The following is a 20,473-nucleotide window of genomic DNA, read 5'->3' as shown; positions in this document are numbered from 1 at the left end:
TCTTTATATAACATCTCCACATTATCTTACCACTTTCAAGTCACCTTATAAAATTTCTTTTCATACAATACAACGATTGAATTGAAAGGATGGGAAGTAAGTGAACACAAATCCACAGTCGTCTGTTGAATTTGTAAGTAGTTTTGAGCCTTATTTATATCATCTACTTCAAACGTTAAGCGGGAAACGAGTTGCAGTACAAACAAGGAATAGTACGATTCAAGGAAATTTAACAATGGTCACACCAGATCATATTGTCGTTGATGTTAGTAGCAGTCCTTTTTATATAAGAAATCAAGAAATTGTCTGGGTCACACTATCAAAATAGAAAAAGGAGTATGATAGATTGTTCAACCGGGTGAACAAATTGTTAATTGAACTCCCAAACTTAGAGTATGGTGATGCAAATGCTGCAGCTGCTGTACAAGAATTGTTAGGCGGGAAGTTTGGTGAAATGTCTACACTCAATAATTATATGTACCAATCATTTAACTTTCGAGATAAAACAAAGCTAAAGCCTTTTTATGATCTAGTAGCAAGTATAACAGCGGAAGAGTTCGGTCATGTAGAGCTAGTCTCTAACACGATAAATTTATTACAAAAAGGGACTACATTTAATGGAGATCCTGATGTTACCCCACTTCAAATGGCAAAGGATAAAAGAAATACTTATCACTTCATAGCGAATGCCCAAACTTCTTTAGCAGGTGACTCGATGGGGGCCCCGTGGAGAGGAGATTATGTTTTTTCAAGCGGTAATCTAGTACTTGATTTACTTCATAACTTTTTCTTAGAATGTGGTGCACGAACACATAAAATGCGTGTGTATGAAATGACGGACCATCCTACTGCAAGAGAAATGATCGGTTACTTGCTAGTTCGCGGGGGTACACATGTATTGGCCTATGCAAAAGCAATAGAGATTGCAACTGGGGTAGATGTAACTAAAATGCTCCCAATTCCAAGTCTAGATAACCGTGCTTTTGACCAAGCCAAAAAATACGAGGACCTCGGTTATGGTAATGTGTTATTTACATGGAATAATGTTGGGGATTACGCAGACATAAAGCAAATTTGGAAAGGAACGAACCCAGCAAGTGGCGCACAGTTAATAGTAAAAGAAGGTAGTCCACAAGGGTATGATATACCAGATTTAGATTCTCTCCCTGAACAGTTCGCTCCTGGTATTGGACCAGAAGAGTATCAAGCAATTGCTAAAAGATTAATGGAAAATATGTAAAAAAGACCGATTGCATGTGCAATCGGTTAATTTTTTAGTACACTATTTGCCATGAAAGACTCAATTTCTTCTATAGAATAGCCAAGTTCCACTAGTACTTCTTTATTATGTTGACCAAGAAGGGGGGCAGGGTTTCTAAGTTGTCCTGGTGTTTCGGAAAATTTAGCAGGGAAGCCTAATGTCTTCATCGCTCCAGCAACTGGATGCTCATAATCTATAATCATTTCTCTAGAAATAATATGCTCATCAGCTAGTGCTTGATCGTACGAATAAATAGGTCCAGATGGAATACCGTTTTTGTCCAATAAATCTAACCAATACGCTGATTCCTGTTGGCTTAACACTTTTTCCATTTCTACTTCTAGCTCATCTACATGTTGTGCACGTATACTATTCGTTAAGAAACGTTCATCCCTTATCCATTCGGGTTTATGTACAACCTCTAAACAGAATTTTTCCCATAGCTTTTGGTTCGCTGCGCCAATAAGGATAAAACCATCTTTCGTTTTATAGCCTTGATAAGGAGCAGACACACGATGAGCAGTTCCGTTTCTACGCGGCACTTCACCTTTCCCGAAATAGGCTGCAGCTTCCCAAACTGTCCAAGCAAGCCCAGAATCGACTAGCGAAACATCGATATATTGTCCAGTACCAGTTTTCAAACGGTGAATATAAGCGGCTAAAATAGATTGAATAGCTGTTTGTCCTGCGGCAATATCATGAATAGCAATACCGACTTTGACAGGCTTTCCTTGTCGTTCTCCTGTCATATCGATCAAGCCGGAAAGCCCTTGTGCCATAATATCAAATCCGCCTTTATTTTTATAAGGACCTGTTTGACCATAACCTGAAATCGAACAATAAATGATACTTGGATTGATTGATTTTAACGTCTCATAATCGATACCCAGTTTTTTTGTGACACCCGGACGGTAGTTTTCGATAAAAACATCCGCATCTTTTATTAGCTTATATAAAACTTGTAAACCTTCATCTGTTTTTAAGTTGAGGCAAACCCCGCGTTTATTGCGATTCACCATCATATACATATAACTTTCTTCATTTATATAAGGTCCCATCAGTCTAGTATCATCACCAGAAGGAAACTTTTCTACTTTGACAACATCTGCTCCCATATCTCCTAGTACCATTGTACAATAAGGTCCTGCTAATACTTGAGATAGGTCGATCACTTTCATTCCTTTTAATGCTTGTTCCATCGAGTATACCACCTTCAATCAATCCTTAGCTTTTCACTACTTTTAACTTGTGCAGATCATTTACATGACTTACACCACTTAAAGAAATAGACACCTTTGTCTCCGCAAGGAAACTTTCCAGCACTCGTTCTACTCCTGCTTGACCAGCCGCTGCTAATCCCCAAACAAATGGACGACCGATGCAAACAGCAGTGGCACCAAGTGCTAGCGCTTTTACAGCATCTGAACCACGACGAATCCCACTATCAAATAACACAGGAATTTTTCCATCGACTGCTTCGACTATTTCTGGTAGGGCATCAATGCTTGCGATTACACCATCTAACTGGCGACCGCCATGATTAGATACAATAATACCGTCGATTCCTTTTTCGATTGCAAGTTTCGCATCATCAGGATGTAGTATACCTTTTATAAGAATAGGTAATGAAGTCTGTTTTCGCAGTTCTACAATAGCATCCCAATTTAAGGTAGGGTGGTATAAATAATCTACAATACCATTAATAATAGAAGCTTCTGATTGATCTGGGAGGGATGCCATAAATAATGGGTCTGTAACAAAATTCCCTTTAGCGATTCCTTTTTTTAGGGGAGAGAATTGGTTACGTACATCTTCTTCACGCCAACCGAGCATCACTGTATCAACGGTTACGACAATTGCTTTGTATCCAGCTTTTTCGGCTCTTTTTACGATGCTATATGAAATTTCTTTGTTCTCTGACCAATATAATTGAAACCATTTTGTGCTTCCTTCTGTCGCATCCGCAATTTCTTCTATTGAATAGCTAGAAACAGTGCTTTGAATATACGGAAAGTTATACTTGGCTGCAGCTTTTGCTACAGCAATTTCTCCATCTTCATGCGCAATTTTGTTCATTCCAACTGGTGCGATGAAAAGAGGGTGGGGGTATATTTGTCCGAACAATGTTATTTCCGTATTTAAGGTGGATACATCGTTTAGAAATCTAGGCACGATGGAATATTTGGCAAAGGAATCTGTATTTTTTCGAAGCGTTTCTTCTCCGCCAGCTGATGAGCGTATGTATCCAAATGGACCTCCATCTAACTTTTCTTTCGCCGCTTGTTCTAATTCGCTATAATTAATCGGATGTTTTTCATTGGTGCCAATATTGTTTAACAATAAATCTAAGTTAGTCATGCGAGCCACTCCTTATGAAAAATTAGCTTTTCTTTTTTCTAAAAATGCTGCAATTCCTTCTTTATAATCGTCGGAACTAAAGGAATCTAAAATGAGTTGTTCGATTTCTTTTGTTTCTGCATTTTCTCCGTCGATAATCGATTGGATTACTTGTTTTATCCCATTATTTGCAACAGAAGATTTACGGATTATTTGTCCGGCAAATTCTAAGCACTTTTCTTCTATTTCTTCCATTGGATAAACATAATCGATTAAGCCGATTTCTTTACCTTCTTCTGCACGGATTAACTTAGCAGTGTATAATAATTCTTTTGCTTTGGATGGACCGACTAAGTTAACTAGACGCTTCGTGCTCGTCAAATTGTAGATGATTCCGATGTTTGCGGCTGTAATGCCAAGTTTACTTTCAGAAGTAGCAAATCTAAAATCACAAGAATTTGCAAGTTCTAGTCCACCACCGATAGCAAGTGTTTTGATAAGGGCAATCGTTGGCTTCGGAAAACGATACAGTTTTTCGATTGATTCCAAGGTTGCATCATTATAATCTTTTGCCTTTTGAGCAGAAAAGCGGTTTTCTAGAAACTCTGAAATGTCTGCGCCAGCTGAAAATGCAGTTTCGTCGACACCTTTCAAGATCAATACTTTAATTTGTTGATCCAGTTCCAACTCATCTAATATTTCACCTAATTGTTTAAACATCGCAAGCGAAAAAGAATTTTTCTTTTCCGCGCGATTAAAAATGAGAGTAGCGATGGCGCCATTCTTTTCTACATATAAATTGTTCGACATTCAAAAACCTCCAACTAGTCTTTTTTCAATCTTGCAGCAAGTCTATTTCCAATAGACTGTATGCTTTGAACGAGGATAATTAATATGAAGACAGTAGCATACATAACATCGACTTCATAACGTAAATGTCCAAAGCGATAAGCTAAATCCCCTAGACCACCAGCACCGACCATACCAGCCATTGCCGTTGCTCCGATTAAACTAACCGTAGAGATTGTTAAACCTAAAATAATGGAAGGACGTGCTTCACGTAACAACACATGCCAAATAATCGATTCAGTTCTAATGCCCATTGCGGTATAAGCTTCAATCACACCATTTTCAACTTCTAGTAATGCAGACTCCATTAAACGTGCAATATACGGTGCAGTATAAATAACGAGAGGGACGATTACGCCTTTTACACCAATCGTCGTACCAACGATAAATTTTGTAAATGGTAGAATAAAAAATAGTAAAATGATAAATGGAATCGAACGAAGTATATTAATCAATAAGTTGCTAGTTTGATATAAAAACTTATTTTGCAAAGCTTGACCTGGTCTAGTTAATACGATTAAAATTCCTAGCGGTATTCCGATAAGCACGGAGAAAAACAATGAAATTCCAACCATTTGAAATGTTTCGATGACGGATTTACCGATAATCGGCAGCCATTGATTTGTAAATTGTTCTAATCTACTCATGATTGTCCCTCCAACTTCTCAATACCAACGCCATTTTCCTCTAAAAATAGTAACGCAGCATTTACTTGATCTTGTTCTCCAATTAAATGTATGACTATATTACCAACGATGCCATTTTTTAATTCAATAATGTTGGCGGTTAGTATATTTGGTTGCACATTAAATTTTTTGCTAACTTCAGCAAGTAGAGGTTGGCCAGCACTTTCTCCTACAAAAGTTAAGCGTGTTACGCTACCTGTCACATGTAATTGTGAAATTAAAGCAGGGGATAGATTACGCTGACTAATGGTACTTAAAAACTTTTTCGTTGTCGGATGCGTAGGTTTTGTAAATAACTGAATTGCATTATTTTGCTCAACCACATGCCCATTTTCCATTACATATACATGATCACAAATTTTTTGGATGACATTCATCTCATGTGTAATAAGCAATATAGTTATTCCTAGATCTTTATTTATCTTTAATAGAAGATCTAAAATAGAATCTGTTGTTTCTGGATCGAGTGCGCTAGTTGCTTCATCACTTAATAGAATTTCGGGCTCTTGTGCAAGTGCTCTTGCAATAGCAACGCGTTGCTTTTGACCACCAGATAACTGACTTGGATAATTTTTGTGTTTATCTGTTAATCCAACAATCTCTAAATATTTTTCTGCTCTTTTCTGAACTTCTGTTTTGTTATAACCTAGAAGTTTAAGAGGAATCGCAATATTATCGTAAACAGTAGCTGTTTTTAGTAGGTTGAATCCTTGGAAAATCATCCCGATTTTATTACGAGCTTCACGTAATTTAGGAAGGGGGAGGGAAGTGGTTTCTACTCCATTTATATATACTTTTCCTTTTGTTGGTCTTTCGAGAAGGTTGACACAGCGGATAAGCGTACTTTTTCCAGCGCCGCTATAACCAATTACACCGTGAATTTCTCCTTTTTTAACATGGATGTTGACATTGTTTACTGCTTTTACTTTTCCACTTTTACTATCGAATTCTTTCGAAATATTTTCCAAAACAATCATTGTATATCTTCCTTTCTAAAGAAAACGTTACCGATGTCGGTAACGTTCTAACTTGATTCAGCAAATGTCCACCAACTCTAAATAAAAGTGGAAGGTGAAAATGAAACTGCCTTCGATTCAGTAGGATTTAAATTCCTGCTGAATAAAGTTAAGCCCCTGGCGGATGTCACAGATTTTGAAGGGAGGTAATTGAGCAAGCTCAATTCAAAATCTAGACGCAATCACGGGTAAGCGTGATTGATTAATTTTACTCATCCCAGCTAGGTAAAACAGATCCTTGAAACTCTTCTTCTATGAACTTTTTCACTTCTTCTGATTGATAAGCTTTAACGAATTTTTGAATCGTTGGATCATTCTCATTTTCTGCACGAACAACAATATAGTTTACATATGGTGAGTTTGATGATTCTAGTAAAATAGAATCTTCTTTTGGATTAATCCCAGCATCTAGTGCAAAGTTTGTATTGATCGCAGCAGCATCTACTTCGCTTAATTGTTTAGGAATTTGAGCAGCTTCTAACTCAATAAATTTTAAGTTTTTTGGATTTTCTTCAATGTCATAAATAGAGGCAGTCTCTCTTTTATCTTCTTTAATTTTGATAAATCCATTCTCTTCTAAAATATACAATGCACGAGCGCCGTTTGTTGGGTCATTCGGTAAACCAAAAGTTGCACCATCTGGAAGGTCATCCATCGATTCGTATTTATCCGAATAAACTCCCATTGGGTTTAAGATTGTTTTTCCTACTGGCACTAAGTCTGTACCATGATCTTTGTTAAACGTATCTAAAAATGGACCATGTTGGTAGCTGTTTGCATCGAGATCGCCTTCAGATAATGCAGTGTTTGGTAGAATGTAATCGGAGAATGTTTTGATCTCAATTTCTAACCCGTCTTTTGCTGCTACTTCTTTTGCCACTTCTACGATTTGTTCATGTGGTCCAGCTGTTACACCAACAACTAATTTTTTCTCGTCTAACGCTTTATCTCCACTACTAGAGTCATCGCCACATGCAGCAAGTGCTCCAGTTAATAGTATGCTTGATAAAAGTAAACCAAATTTTTTCATTTCTAATTCCTCCTAATAGTTATAAGAAAAATTGAATAAATATAAAAGCCTCTCTTCCAAAAGAAAGAGAGGCGCAAAAATACAATCTGTCCTCTCTTATCTTCCAAAACAATATGTTTTGCAGGATTTAGCACCTTTCTACATTCGAAATGTAGATGGTTGCCGAGCTTCAACGGGCCAGTCCCTCAGCTACTCTTGATAAGAGATATAAGCTATTAAATTATTCAGAAGTTCCATAAAATATAATTTACTACGTCAATTTACTAAAGTCAACAATTTTTTTCTAGTTGAAATATTCAGTCGGTCTATATTAAAGTTGTTATCAATAAATAATAATACAAGGATGATGAAAGAATGTCAGCAATTAGAGTCAATTATGCGACTGGACAGTTTGGAAAAACAGTAGCAGCTAGATTAGTATACGGTACGGATTTACTGGAAGGAATCGAACAATTATGCAAAGAAAACAATATACAATATGCAACGATTATTAGTTGTTTTGGAAGTTTTCAAAGAAGTGGCTTTGTCTATTTAGTGCCAAATGAAAATTCTGTTATTGGGGTTGGCTATAATGATTTGGTTAGAAAAGAAGGTCCAATCGAATTTTTACAAGGTACAGGCGTTATTTGTAAAAGAGAAGGAGCGTACGAAACGCACTTTCACGGTACAATGTGTGACCAAAATGGGAACGTTTTTGGGGGCCATTTTATCAAAGGGGAAAACCCGGTGATAACAGTGGATCTTGTAATAGCAGAAGTGGCTGGTATGGAATTCCATCGTAAGTTTGATCCAGAAACGGGAGGCAATCAATTTTATCCGGTGGAGAAAAATGAGAAGGAACCAAGAAAAATCGAGAAATAAGCTATGGGGGTGAGTCCAAAATGACTTTTTGGGAGGATCCCTTTTTTATTTTGTGCGGGATAAAGCATCGTAATTGCTTGTTTATCTGTGCAGACCTGCTAAAAAACAAAATATTCTCCAGTTTTTCACTTGTGTGTATCCAGTAAATGGCATAGAGCGACTGACCAATCATTGAAAGCAACTAGTTCTAGTTTGAAAGCAACCAAAATCAGTGCGAGAGCAACTAATTTGCCGACGAGAGCAACTAATTCTTATAACATCAAGTATTCTTGGAGTGAGACATCGATGAGTCTGACTAGTATTAATAAATGTTGCACGTTTATAAATTAACACTTTTACTCAACCAACAAAAAGACTGTCCCAAAAGTGTAACTTTCGAGACAGCCACATTCTTAAAACAACTCTAGTTTAGCAATTCGTTCCACAGCTTCTACTAATCTTTCTTCATCCACTAACAAACCTACTCGCACGTAGCCTTCGCCAAATGTACCGAAGCCATTACCCGCAGCAACCGCAACATCCGCTTTAGCTAGTAGTAAATCCGCGAATTCTTCACTTGTATATCCTTTAGCAACAGGCAACCATGCAAAGAAAGAACCTTGAGGTGCTTTTACATCCCAACCAATTTTCGAACATGCTTCTACTAATGCATTTCGTCTACCTTCATACAATGCAACCAAGTCATCTACGCATTGTTGGCTTTCGTTAAGAGCTGCAGCTGCTGCAGATTGAACAGCAGGGAAGAGACTTACGAATAAATGATCTTGAATAATATTAATCGCTTCAATCATTTTTGCATTTCCTACCGCAAATCCCACACGCCAGCCTGCCATATTATATGTTTTGGATAGTGTATACATTTCCACTCCGACTTCTTTAGCACCTTCTACTTCCAGGAAGCTTATTGGTTTTACGCCATCGAATCCTACAGCCCCATATGCAAAATCATGCACAACGGCAATATCCGACTCTTTTGCTAGTAACACAGTCTCTTCAAAAAAATCTTTTGTTGCGGTAGCGCCTGTCGGGTTATTAGGATAATTTAAATACATTAATTTTGCCGCTTGTTTTTGTTCTGCCGTTAACTTGCTGTAATCTGGTAAATATTCATTTTCTTCCAGTAGTGGCATTGTATCAAATCGAACATTTGCAAGACCCGCACCAGACAAATAATCCGGATAGCCTGGATCAGGAAGCAACATCAATTCTTGTTCATTCATTATTGCCAGTGGTAATTCTACTAATCCTATTTTTGTACCGAACATAATTGCTACTTCTGTATGCGGGTCTATGTCCACATTGTACTCCCGTTTATAAAAGTCAGCAGCAGCTTGTTTGAAATCATTTGTACCTCTAAAAGGGGAATATCTATGGGATCCAGGATTGGCGGCAGCTTCTTGTAGTGCTTTCACAATATGTTCAGGAGTTGGTTGATCTGGATTTCCTTGACCCAGATTGATAACATCTCTTCCTTCCGCCACTGCGATAGCTACTTTTTGAACAAGAGAAGCAAAAAATTGTGTTGGTAGATTTTTTAATCGATTTGAAAAGTCCATGTACGTTACCTCTTTTTTCTTAATAGTTGCATATATTAGTCAAATCTTATAATCTTTTTAGTATTATGTCTATAGGTGGTGTCGAGATGAAAGTTGCTTGTGTTCAATCAGATATTGTTTTTGGTAAGCCAAAAGAAAATTTTAAAAATGTAGAGAAACAAATTCGAGAGGCAGCTTCAAGTGGAGCAAATGTAGTCGTATTACCAGAAATGTGGAATTCGGGATATGATTTAACTCGATTAGAAGAAATCGCAGATGTGAATGGAGAAGAAGCAAAAAAACTATTGTCAGAGCTCTCCAAAGAATTAAATGTACATATCGTTGGAGGTTCTGTTTCGATAAAAAAAGGGGAAAAGTTTTACAACACTATGTATGTTACGAATACTTTGGGTGAAGTTGTAGCCGAATATGACAAAGCACATTTGATCAAATTGATGGATGAACATCTTTACTTTGAAGCTGGTAATGAAAAAAATCTATTTACACTTGATGGCGTACAAATGGGTGGAATCATTTGCTATGACTTGCGTTTTCCTGAATGGACGAGAGTGCATTCACTAAATGGTTCAAAAGTTATGTTTGTACCGGCGCAATGGCCGACTAAACGAATCGATCATTGGAAAATATTGTTGCAAGCAAGAGCAATCGAAAACCAAAGCTATATTATAGCGGTGAATCGAGTTGGCAGAGACCCACATAATGAATTTGGTGGGAATTCTATGGTAATAAGTCCTTGGGGAGAGATTTTGTGGAATGGTGGAGACGAGGAATGTGTGCAAATCGTCGATATTAATCTAGAAGAAATAGATGATGTACGAGGGCGTATACCAGTGTTTTCGGATAGAAGAGAAGAAATTTATAACTAATTTACTAGACTGTAGAAGTACTCTACAGTCTTTTTACTGAGTAGTCTATCTTTTTTGCATTTTTCAAACAAATATAAGTATAATAGAATGGTAGTTGAAAAGGGGGAGAAAAGAAATGACAAATGACGTTCGAGCAATACAAGATGATTATCCAGACGATTTTGCGTGGTGTTTTGGTTGTGGACGGTTAAATGATGAAGGCTATCATTTCCGAACTGTATGGAATGGGGACCATACAGAGACTATCTATGATCCAATCGAAAAGCATATTGCGATTCCAGGCTTTGTCTATGGTGGATTAATCGCTTCGCTTATCGATTGCCATGGGACAGGCTCTGCTTCACTTGCATTACACCGTAAAAATGGTTTTGAACCAGGAAGTGAAGAAGTACCGCCAAGATTTGTTACTGGATCTTTACATGTGGATTTCTTAAAGCCGACGCCACAAAAAGTAATGCTTAAAGCTGTTGGCACAATCGAAGAAATTCATCCAAAGAAATGGAAAGTGACAACGGAAGTTTTTGCCGGAGATACGCTATGTGCTAAAGGGGAAGTAGTAGCGGTTGTCATGCCAGCAACTTTTGCAGCAACAACTTAATCTAACAATAGATTTAAAACACAGGATATTCAAATTCCTGTGTTTTTTTGTGCGTTTAATCATATATATGAATTAGTGGAAGGAGGGGAAAATGTATTTTTTCAATAAAACGCTGATCATTTTAATTGGTAGTATATTCATTGCGCTGGGGATTAATTTCTTTCTAGTTCCTTTTCATTTATTAGATGGAGGGGGAATTGGATTAGGTTTAATCATTCATTATTTAGTAGAGGTAAAAGTAGGTATTGCAATTCTATGTATAAGTGTGCCGATTTTTCTTTTAGCCTGGTTTTATTATCGTCCTTTTTTTTACAACGGAATACATGGACTACTAGTCTCTTCCGTCGTCATTGATTTTTTATATCCTTTACATATTGTTGGGGAGAAATTCATATCATCTGGACTGGTTGGAGCGATTTGCGGTGGGCTATTGATCGGGGTTGGAGTAGGTATCATGCTACGTTCTAGCATCACAATAGGAGGAACTGATTTACTTGCGCAAATGCTTGCTAGACGCTTACATATCAATCCGGGACTTTGTATTTTATCCATTGATGTTGTAATAGTTTCCGTTGGTAGTATACTAGTTGAAGCAGTTTCTTTCATCTATTCTTGTATAACGGTAATTTCTGTTGGAATTACTACCTCGTTTATCTTAAAAAAGCATTATTAAAGGAAAAGAGAGGGCGTAGAGATAATCTACACCTTCTCTTTTATTAGTTTGCGCCAACTTCATCTACAGCTGGACTAGTTTTTGGTTCTGGTACTCTAGATAAAATGATGAATCCAATAATAAATAAAACTACTAAACTAAATACCCCGTAATTAGATTTGCCTGTGATTTGAGCTGTAAAAGCGACTAATAAAGGTCCCATAATGGCAGCAAACTTTCCGAAAATATTATAAAAACCAAAAAACTCATTGGAATTTTCCTTTGGTACAAGTTTGCCAAAATAAGATCGACTAAGTGCTTGGATACCACCTTGGGAAGTCGCAACTAACATGGCCAAAATCCAAAAATCGACTACAGTTTCTAAGAAGAAGGCATACGTACACACTATAATGTAGACGATGATTCCTACATACAACATTTTCTTTTCAGAAAATTTCCCTGCAAGCTTCCCATATAAAAGCGCAAAAGGAGCTGCAACAACTTGGGTAGCAAAAAGAACGATTAATAAACTAGTAGCACTTAATCCTAAATCTGTCCCATATGCGGTAGACATATTAATAACGGTGCCAACTCCATCAATATAGAAAAAGTATGCTAGTAAAAATAAGAACAATGCTTTATATTGACGTATTTCTTTGAAGGTTTTACCTAAGCGCTTAAAGCTTTGGATAATTGGTCTTCCTTCTCGTTCGATATAGTGAATTTGTTGCACATTTTTAAACAATGGAATAGAAAAAATAATCCACCAAATGGCTGTAATGAGAAAAGCAATTCGGCTAGCATTAGTAGTAGATAAAGCAATTATTCCTTGTTGAGATAACACAATGATGATAATACTAATTAAAAAGGGTATAGTACTTCCGATATAGCCAAGACTATATCCTCTGGAAGATACTTTATGCATGCGTTCATTAGTCGTCACGTCGACGATAAATCCGTCATAAAACACATTTGCACCAGTTGCACCAAGTGCTGCTAATGTGTAACAAATAAGTAAGAGTAACCAATTATCAAAAGGTATAAATGCAAGCATCGCAGTAAATGTCACGCCGAGTACAAAGAAAAAAGTGAAAAATTTCTTTTTCATCCCACGATAATCAGCAATTGTTCCTAAAATGGGGCCGAGCATTGCTAGAATAAACGTAAATATAGCAATCGTATATCCTAAATAAGCGGTAGAATCAGCAGCGTCTACCCCAGCGGAAGTTGCCGAAGATTTATAAAATATAGGAAATACTGCAGTAGTAATAGTGATCGAATATGCCGATGATCCCCAGTCGTAAAATGACCAACTGTTCTCCTCTTTGGTGAACTTTTTCATCTGTCTGTTAATCCCCCTATCGTCGTTTTCCTTATTGTACATGATTCAAAAGCATCAAGGGAAAAAATTGTGAAAAATTACGAGAATTTAACAATGGTATCTCTAAATAATGAAATTGATTAAATTTAAAATTTACAAAACATTTACAAATATATAGGGCAGTTGCGTTTAAAATAATTTAATAGAGGAGTAGGAGCTAATGAACACAATGACAAATCGAAAAGCAATTATTGATATAGGATCGAACTCTATTCGTCTAGTAATATACAGTTATAACTTCTTGCAAGGATTGGTAGAACATCATAATTTTAAAACGGTTGCGCGTCTTAGTATGTATATCGACTCTACTGGAAAATTGACGGAGGATGGTATTCAAATACTTTTAGAAACACTGACAAAATTCAAAGAAATTCTAGCAGATATACAAGTACAGCATGTGTTTGCGGCTGCAACAGCAGCGATTCGTCAAGCCGAAAATAAGGAAGAGATTTTAGCATATATAGAAAGTAAATTAGGTTTGTCACTAACTATCATTTCTACCGATGATGAAGCATATTATGGATATTTGGCAGTTATTCATTCTACTAGTATAGAAACAGCCATAACGATTGATATGGGTGGCGGCAGTACAGAAATTACGTTGTTTGAAAACAAAGAGCTAATTCATATGCATAGTATCCCATTTGGTGCTGTTTCATTAACTAAAAAGTTTATGCAAAATGCGGAAATGACCCACCAAGAAAAGATTCAGTTAAGGGAATATGTGAATGAACATTTACGAGCACTCACTTGGTTGCATAATGTCCAAATACCTATTATTGCAATCGGAGGAAGTGCACGTAATATTGCACAAGTAGATCAGCAACGAAAAAATTATCCTTTGAATGGTATACATCAATATGAGTTAACTGCTGTAGATTTACAAGAAATTAGTTCCCAATTTGCTCATTGCTCTATAAATGAGCTGAAAAAAATAGATGGTTTATCAAGTGATCGAGCTGACATTATTGTTCCAGCTTTGGAAACATTCCGGCTGTTTATGGACAAAGTGAATGCTCCTTCGTTTATATATAGTAAACGGGGACTAAGAGAAGGGATCGTTTTCTCGCAGTTAGTGGAGAAGTTTCCATCAGAGTTTCATGTACATGAAGTGAAGCAAAATGCGGTGCGTCATGTTTTGGGCAAATTCAATGTGTTGGAAGAAGATACATTGCATTTATATGCTATTTTCACATCTATTTATAAACAATTTATCGAGTGGGACTATATAGAACCATTAGAAAATGAGCAACTATTGCGCTATGCATACATATTATTTTATATAGGAGAGCACATCGATCAAGATGCTGTGAGTCAGCATACTTTCTATTTATTAACCAATTTAACGATTGACGGCCTATCCAATGAAGACCGATTAAAACTAGCTCTTTTAGCATCATATAAAAATAAGGATACGTTTAAACAGTACGTAGCTGCATTTGAAAGTGTGTTACAAGGAAATGACTTAAAAAAATTGAGAGATATTGGTGCATTAATTCGTTTTACTAAAGGCATCGATGTGTTAGGGCGTTCGAATATTAAAGAAGTTTCTTTAACAAAATCATCGGAGGAAATTGTTCTTACTTTTTCAGTAGAAGGGAATTATATGTTGGAAAAGTATCAAGCTGAAAAACTAACAAAACATCTGGAGAAAATCGTTAATAATCATGTAAAAATAATTTTTTAAACGAAATGGAGGATACGATATTATGAACCAAGTAATTGTAGATGATCATCCATTTAATGACTATGCTAATTATAATAATCGAGAAATAAGTTGGTTAGCTTTTAATGAACGGGTATTACAGGAAGCGGAAGATGATGCAAACCCACTCTTAGAACGTTTAAAGTTTTTAGCTATTTTTAGTTCCAATTTAGATGAATTCTTTATGGTGCGAGTAGCAGGTCTTCAAGATCAAGTGAGGGCAGGTTTCAATAAACCAGAAAATAAAGCCGGGCTCACACCAAAAGAACAATTAGCACAAATATCAACTATTACGAAAAAGTTAGTTGAAAGGCAAATGGCTATATATAAAGAGTTGGTCGGAAATCATCTGCCGAAGCATGGTATTTCCTTATTGAAATATTCCCAGTTATCGAAAGCACAAGTAAAAGAACTACAAATTATTTTTGAGGAAGAAATTTTCCCAATACTCACCCCCGTTGCAGTAGATGCTTACCGACCATTTCCTATATTGTTGAGTAAAACAATGAACATATTAGTGATGGTAGAAGAGGTGGGCAGCAGTGAAAAAATCAATGAACAAAACAAAATTGCGATTGTACAAGTGCCATCCGTTTTAAGAAGATTTATCCGAGTATCAACGAAAGATGACACATTCGCTGCAGTATTATTGGAAGATGTTATTATTGCGAATATTTCTAAGTTGTTTCACGGATATGTAGTAAAACATGCGAATCCTTTTCGAATTACGCGTAATGCTGATTTAACCATACATGAAGAAGGGGCACGAGATCTACTCATTGAAATAGAAAAGGAATTAAAAAAGAGAAAATGGGGCGCTGTAAGTAGGCTGGAAGTTAAAACGAGTGAAATTCAACAAAAGGTTTTGAATTATTTGTTGGAGCAGTTAGAAATACATCGCGACGATGTGTATAAAATACATGGTCCGCTTGATATTACTTTTTTATTTTCCTTTATTCAATTTTTTGAAGGAAATTATAATGAACTATTTTACGAGCCTTTTATACCTCAAGCCCCGAAAGATTTAGCGAGTGATGAAGATATTTTTGCCAAAGCATTAAAACAGGATTTATTTTTCCATCATCCATATGAATCTTTCCAACCTATTATTGATTTCATTGATAAAGCGGCGGATGACCCACAAGTGCTGGCGATAAAACAAACATTATACAGAGTGAGCGGTAACTCGCCGATTATTTTGGCTTTAAAAAGAGCCGCTGAAAATGGAAAACAAGTGACTGTACTTGTTGAACTAAAAGCGCGATTTGATGAAGAAAATAATGTACATTGGGCGCGAGAGCTTGAAAAAGCTGGTTGTCTTGTAATATACGGCATGCATAATTTAAAAACACATTCTAAAATTACCTTGGTTATTAGAAGTCGTAACAATCGGATCGAGCAATTTGTCCATTTAGGCACTGGGAATTATAATGATAAAACCGCTAGAATTTATACAGATATGGGGATTATTACGACTAATAAGCGCATCGGTTCCGACGCAACGCAATTTTTCAACTATTTAAGTGGATATACGAATAAACCAGAGTATGAAAAACTCGTTGTTTCCCCGTATGACATTCGAGATAAGTTTTTATATTTGATCGATGAAGAAATAGAATATCATCGAAATTATTCAAATGGGCATATTAAACTCAAAATGAATTCACTGACCGATAAAGACTTAATCGTAAAATTGTATGAAGCGTCCACTGCTGGAGTGAAAATCGATTTAATCGTGCGAGGTATATGCTGTTTACGTCCTGGAATTGTTGGAGTAAGTGAAAATATTACTGTTACGAGTATAGTAGGAAGATTTTTAGAGCACTCCAGAATTTATTGGTTTTATAGAAATGGAGCAAGTCGATTATATTTATCTTCGGCAGATATGATGACTCGAAATATGGTAAAACGAGTGGAGATTTTGTTTCCAGTGTTAGCACCATCTATTAAAAAGAGGGTGATGGGTATTTTAGATATTGAACTTCAAGATACCGCTAAAGCAAGAGTGCAAGATTCCAATGGCATTTACCATTATAAAGAAATTGATGGAAAACCTATGAACAGTCAGCGGATTTTTTTGGAGCAAGCATCTAGTCACATCCAACTTGTGTAAGTTTCATTAACCAAAAATATTTAATACATTAATAGATTGAATGAACAATTATTGAACTATATGTATGGGTGCTTTGTACGGAATGAGTTCTATATTATTTGATGTGTAGAGATGCGATTTTGTCGCAGCTCTACACATTTTTTGTAATTGTAGGCCAAAGCTTTTACGAACGAAAGAGTAGCTAATTTCCTATATAGGTAAAAGCAGCCAAAGATGCAATTTTGGCTGCTCAGTCCTTCTCTATAGTAATTCGGCCAGAAATGAGGCTTTTATAAATATAGCATCACCAAATTGCCGATTGCTCCTGCACATCTAGCGCTTTTTTAGTTTATCCGCTTCTTCGGAAACAACGAAAGCAAGATCTTCATTACCGAAAAGTTGTAGCACATTTAAAAGAGTTTCTGTATCTATTGTTACCGGGGCTGTAACTATTTCTTCCACTGCTTTTTCAAGCAGTATATTCTTTTCTTGTTCAGGGTAGGCTTGTGTATACAACGATAATGCATCTAATTGATGATTTGCACACCAGCTAGCGAACAACTGAATCATCACGTTTTCATCCTCTTGATACTGCGAAATTACTTTGTCCATTATGCTTGACCTACTTTCCAACCATCCAAAAGTTTCCAAAGTTTGTAAATGATAATGGTAGATTTTTGTTCTAGTTGACTTCCATTAAAGCTTTCAGTCAAAGCAGGAAGAATATTTTCTAGCAAAAAGATTCTTGGAGTTTCAGTCGACAATTCTTCTCGTATAAATTCAAGTGCTTGTGTGATATTTGGAGAAAATGATTCTTTTTCTTCCAAATAAAAGGTTTCTAACAGCTCCATTACTTGCTCCTTTGTTACAGAGGGTGTTTCTATATTTAGTTCAAAAAATGAGTTACCAAGTAAGGAATCGTTTGTATCCGCCATCTCATAAATGATCGTTTTAATTCGTCTAAGGATAAAATGAATTAATTGATCAAAGGAAATATTAGCGGCTTGATTGATCCAAGGATGTTGTAATTGTTGAATCATGCCAAGTGATAGTACTGCACAATCTGTAGATACATTTTTTGTTTGTTCACCAAAGACATCAACTAATCGACTAGAAAGCCAGCTAATTTCTTCGAGATAATTCCGTTTAATCAGGTCACGAAGATCCACGTCTTGTGAGTTAATAATTGATGCAAAAAGAGGAAATAAATTATGTTCTTGAAAGACAATGAATCGAACGGACATTTGTTTCGATAATACATTTATATCGGAACTATTTTGCTTTGCATGAATTTCTCTTCTCTTGATCACCGTTTCCTGTCGTGCATTTTCCAATATGGCAATAATACATTCATTTTTAGAGGAAAAATAATTATAAAAAGTACCTTTGGAGACATTTGCTTCTTCTATAATATCGTTTACAGTAGTGGACCTAAAACCTTTTTCAATAAAAAGCTTTTGCGCCGCTACTAAAACATTTCGTTTTTTAGTATTCATATATTAATCACCTTTAGACTAGTAGTATAATTCATATAATAACTGTTAAATCAACGTTTATCAAACTATTTTAGTTGATTGAAATTTTTTATTTGCTTTTTTTGGACGATGAGTATAAAATGTTCAAGTGTTATAAGACAGAAATAGAGAGAAGCTTTAATAAAATAGGAGGAACGAAAGTAATGAAAGAAATGCAACAAAAACCACCCTATGCAATGATTGCTATCCTTTTTGTAGGTGCATTCATTGCGTTTTTGAATAATACACTATTAAATGTAGCTTTGCCAACCATTATGAATGAGTTTGATGTGAAGCCTACTGTAGTACAATGGCTAACAACAGGATATATGTTAGTAAACGGAATATTAATACCAGCAAGTGCTTTTTTTGTACAACGATTTTCTAATAGAAAATTATTTATCACAGCGATGGTATTTTTTACAGCTGGTACATTATTAGCCGCTATGGCTCCTGCTTTTGGCGTTTTAATCGCAGCGCGAATGATTCAAGCAGCAGGTTCTGCAATGATGATGCCATTATTAATGAACGTTATGTTATCTGCTTTTCCGATTGAGCGTCGTGGTGCGGCAATGGGGATGTTTGGGTTAGTCATGATTTTGGCTCCAGCAATTGGACCATCTTTATCAGGGTTTATTTTAGAACATTACAAATGGAGAGCGCTATTTGAATTTATTTTACCATTTGCAGTAATCGTATTATTATTTGCTATTTTTAAACTGCGTAATATTACGCCTAATAGCAAAGTAAGTTTGGACGTATTTTCACTTATCTTATCAAGTATAGGTTTTGGGTCGTTATTATATGGCTTTAGTACAGCAGGGGATAAAGGTTGGGATTCTCCAATCGTTTATGGAACAATCATTATTGGATTTATCGCATTAGTTCTTTTTGTGTGGAGACAGCTGCGCTTAGAAGAACCAATGTTAGATGTAAGAATTTACAAATACCCGATGTTCACATTATCATCTATTATTTCAATAGTTGTATCTGCTGCAATGTTTTCTGGGATGATTTTAACACCGCTTTATGTACAAAATATTCGTGGGATTTCTCCGTTCCATTCAGGTCTATTGATGCTACCTGGGGCACTTGCAATGGCGATTATGTCACCAATTACAGGGAAAATTTTCGATAAATATGGTGCTCGTATTTTAGCAATCACTGGACTTACGATTACGGCGATCGCTACTCATTTTATGAGTGAATTTACGCAAGATACCGGTTATTATTACATTATGGGAATTTATACGCTTCGTATGTTCGGTATGTCGATGGTAATGATGCCTATTATGACAAATGGGTTAAACCAATTACCGATGAACATGAATCCGCATGGTACTGCGATGAATAATACATTGCAACAAGTTTCTGGTGCTATCGGATCTGCGATATTCTTAACGATTATGAATGCGAGAATGGAAACTTCTGCAGAAAGACTTGCTGGAGAGGCGGCAGCAGCAGGGAACATGCCAGCGACTCAAGAAGGACTTGCTCAGTTTAAACTAGATTTAGGAATGAAAGCGATGCTTGAAGGTATTAATCACACATTCTTTATCGCAACACTCGTTACTTTAGTAGCGTTAATATTGTCTTTATTTGTTAAAAGAGTAAAAGTAAGAACAGAAAGCTAAGCCGACCATGGTTTAGCTTTTTTTTCGTTTAGGATACTATAAAATTTTTTACATGTGGATAACTTTATAAAAACATTAAATTTGTATTTATAGTTTTGAGCGTAGTATAGGGATAATGCATCTTAAGGTAACCACTCATCCGGCAGGAGTCGACATCCTATCAAGAAAATAAATGGAAAATACTAACTAATTGGAGTCTGATATTTACAATAAATGGTTGAATGAGACAATATCCACTGTGAATGCCACAAAGCGACCGCTGAACACGACCAACCAGTCGAGCAGATGTCCGGCTAGGCAAGTTAGGCGAGCTTTTAGGTATATTGTTTCTATAATATGTAAAAATAAGCGTCGTCTCACTCCAAGTAAACTTAATATTGTAATAAATTAGTTGCTCTCATCTGCAATTTAGTTGCTTTCATGCTGATTTTAATT

General features: G+C 36.1%; 19 protein-coding genes and 1 riboswitch. Of the genes, 9 read left to right on the top strand and 10 right to left on the bottom strand.

What is annotated here, in order from left to right:
* Nucleotides 1-100: 100 nt before the first annotated feature.
* Nucleotides 101-328 (top strand): YuzF family protein, encoded by a 228-nt coding sequence (locus ACIQ38_RS14590; RefSeq protein WP_402824284.1) that lies wholly within the window; start codon nucleotides 101-103, stop codon nucleotides 326-328.
* A gap of 18 nt (nucleotides 329-346) precedes the next feature.
* Nucleotides 347-1,240, top strand: coding sequence for a manganese catalase family protein (locus tag ACIQ38_RS14585; protein WP_402824281.1), 894 nt, complete (start codon nucleotides 347-349; stop codon nucleotides 1,238-1,240).
* Between the two features lie 26 nt (nucleotides 1,241-1,266).
* Here ACIQ38_RS14585 and ACIQ38_RS14580 read toward each other — a convergent pair whose 3' ends face one another.
* The 6 genes from ACIQ38_RS14580 to ACIQ38_RS14555 all read right to left on the bottom strand — a co-directional run bounded on the left by ACIQ38_RS14580 (nucleotide 1,267) and on the right by ACIQ38_RS14555 (nucleotide 7,179).
* A complete protein-coding gene (locus tag ACIQ38_RS14580; protein ID WP_402824278.1) occupies nucleotides 1,267-2,460 on the bottom strand; it encodes a CaiB/BaiF CoA transferase family protein in 1,194 nt (397 codons plus the stop codon).
* 25 nt (nucleotides 2,461-2,485) lie between these two features.
* The gene (locus tag ACIQ38_RS14575) at nucleotides 2,486-3,619 is read right to left on the bottom strand and encodes an alpha-hydroxy acid oxidase (RefSeq protein ID WP_402824275.1); all 1,134 of its coding nucleotides are present in this window, start codon (nucleotides 3,617-3,619) and stop codon (nucleotides 2,486-2,488) included.
* A gap of 12 nt (nucleotides 3,620-3,631) precedes the next feature.
* Nucleotides 3,632-4,408: an enoyl-CoA hydratase/isomerase family protein gene (locus tag ACIQ38_RS14570; protein WP_402824272.1), complete on the bottom strand. Its 777-nt coding sequence runs from the start codon at nucleotides 4,406-4,408 to the stop codon at nucleotides 3,632-3,634.
* A 14-nt stretch (nucleotides 4,409-4,422) separates the two neighbouring features.
* On the bottom strand, nucleotides 4,423-5,094 hold the full coding sequence (locus tag ACIQ38_RS14565; RefSeq protein ID WP_402824269.1) for a methionine ABC transporter permease: 672 nt from the start codon (nucleotides 5,092-5,094) through the stop codon (nucleotides 4,423-4,425).
* Nucleotides 5,091-6,110: a methionine ABC transporter ATP-binding protein gene (locus ACIQ38_RS14560; protein WP_402824266.1), complete on the bottom strand. Its 1,020-nt coding sequence runs from the start codon at nucleotides 6,108-6,110 to the stop codon at nucleotides 5,091-5,093. The genes ACIQ38_RS14565 and ACIQ38_RS14560 overlap by 4 nt, the downstream gene beginning before the upstream one ends.
* 247 nt (nucleotides 6,111-6,357) lie before the next feature.
* On the bottom strand, nucleotides 6,358-7,179 hold the full coding sequence (locus tag ACIQ38_RS14555; RefSeq protein ID WP_402824263.1) for a MetQ/NlpA family ABC transporter substrate-binding protein: 822 nt from the start codon (nucleotides 7,177-7,179) through the stop codon (nucleotides 6,358-6,360).
* Between the two features lie 93 nt (nucleotides 7,180-7,272).
* Nucleotides 7,273-7,384: riboswitch (SAM riboswitch) on the bottom strand.
* 149 nt (nucleotides 7,385-7,533) lie between these two features.
* Here ACIQ38_RS14555 and ACIQ38_RS14550 point away from each other — a divergent pair.
* The gene (locus tag ACIQ38_RS14550) at nucleotides 7,534-8,040 is read left to right on the top strand and encodes a PPC domain-containing DNA-binding protein (RefSeq protein WP_402824260.1); all 507 of its coding nucleotides are present in this window, start codon (nucleotides 7,534-7,536) and stop codon (nucleotides 8,038-8,040) included.
* A 392-nt stretch (nucleotides 8,041-8,432) separates the two neighbouring features.
* On the opposite strand, the gene ACIQ38_RS14545 is transcribed toward ACIQ38_RS14550, so the two are convergent.
* On the bottom strand, nucleotides 8,433-9,596 hold the full coding sequence (locus ACIQ38_RS14545) for a pyridoxal phosphate-dependent aminotransferase (protein WP_402824257.1): 1,164 nt from the start codon (nucleotides 9,594-9,596) through the stop codon (nucleotides 8,433-8,435).
* 86 nt (nucleotides 9,597-9,682) lie between these two features.
* Here ACIQ38_RS14545 and ACIQ38_RS14540 point away from each other — a divergent pair, with 86 nt between their 5' ends.
* The 3 genes from ACIQ38_RS14540 (at nucleotide 9,683) to ACIQ38_RS14530 (ending at nucleotide 11,733) form a co-directional block, all read left to right on the top strand.
* The gene (locus tag ACIQ38_RS14540; protein ID WP_402824254.1) at nucleotides 9,683-10,462 is read left to right on the top strand and encodes a carbon-nitrogen family hydrolase; all 780 of its coding nucleotides are present in this window, start codon (nucleotides 9,683-9,685) and stop codon (nucleotides 10,460-10,462) included.
* 115 nt (nucleotides 10,463-10,577) lie between these two features.
* Complete coding sequence (locus ACIQ38_RS14535; RefSeq protein WP_402824251.1) at nucleotides 10,578-11,060, top strand: PaaI family thioesterase; 483 nt, start codon at nucleotides 10,578-10,580, stop codon at nucleotides 11,058-11,060.
* A 91-nt stretch (nucleotides 11,061-11,151) separates the two neighbouring features.
* Nucleotides 11,152-11,733, top strand: coding sequence for a YitT family protein (locus ACIQ38_RS14530; RefSeq protein ID WP_402824249.1), 582 nt, complete (start codon nucleotides 11,152-11,154; stop codon nucleotides 11,731-11,733).
* Nucleotides 11,734-11,776: 43 nt separating this feature from the next.
* Here ACIQ38_RS14530 and ACIQ38_RS14525 read toward each other — a convergent pair whose 3' ends face one another.
* Nucleotides 11,777-13,054: an MFS transporter gene (locus ACIQ38_RS14525; protein WP_402824246.1), complete on the bottom strand. Its 1,278-nt coding sequence runs from the start codon at nucleotides 13,052-13,054 to the stop codon at nucleotides 11,777-11,779.
* A 199-nt stretch (nucleotides 13,055-13,253) separates the two neighbouring features.
* On the opposite strand from ACIQ38_RS14525, the gene ACIQ38_RS14520 reads away from it, so the two are divergent.
* On the top strand, nucleotides 13,254-14,780 hold the full coding sequence (locus ACIQ38_RS14520; RefSeq protein ID WP_402824244.1) for a Ppx/GppA phosphatase family protein: 1,527 nt from the start codon (nucleotides 13,254-13,256) through the stop codon (nucleotides 14,778-14,780).
* 22 nt (nucleotides 14,781-14,802) lie between these two features.
* Nucleotides 14,803-16,911, top strand: coding sequence for an RNA degradosome polyphosphate kinase (locus ACIQ38_RS14515; RefSeq protein ID WP_402824241.1), 2,109 nt, complete (start codon nucleotides 14,803-14,805; stop codon nucleotides 16,909-16,911).
* 312 nt (nucleotides 16,912-17,223) lie between these two features.
* Here the strand turns inward: ACIQ38_RS14515 and ACIQ38_RS14510 are convergent, their stop codons facing one another.
* Together ACIQ38_RS14510 and ACIQ38_RS14505 are read right to left on the bottom strand one after the other, a co-directional pair.
* Nucleotides 17,224-17,502, bottom strand: a complete 279-nt coding sequence (locus tag ACIQ38_RS14510; RefSeq protein ID WP_402824238.1) for a hypothetical protein — start codon at nucleotides 17,500-17,502, stop codon at nucleotides 17,224-17,226.
* Entirely contained in the window at nucleotides 17,502-18,386 is an 885-nt protein-coding gene (locus ACIQ38_RS14505; RefSeq protein ID WP_402824235.1) for a TetR/AcrR family transcriptional regulator, read from the bottom strand. Before ACIQ38_RS14505 ends, ACIQ38_RS14510 begins: the two co-directional genes overlap by 1 nt.
* 182 nt (nucleotides 18,387-18,568) lie before the next feature.
* Here ACIQ38_RS14505 and ACIQ38_RS14500 point away from each other — a divergent pair, with 182 nt between their 5' ends.
* Nucleotides 18,569-20,038, top strand: coding sequence for a DHA2 family efflux MFS transporter permease subunit (locus ACIQ38_RS14500; protein ID WP_402824232.1), 1,470 nt, complete (start codon nucleotides 18,569-18,571; stop codon nucleotides 20,036-20,038).
* Nucleotides 20,039-20,473: the final 435 nt, after the last annotated feature.

The organism is Psychrobacillus sp. NPDC096389, assembly GCF_044762855.1.
Lineage (GTDB): Bacteria > Bacillota > Bacilli > Bacillales_A > Planococcaceae > Psychrobacillus.
The sequence above is the reverse complement of the archived record's forward strand: the minus strand, read 5'-3'. Positions and strand labels throughout refer to the sequence as shown.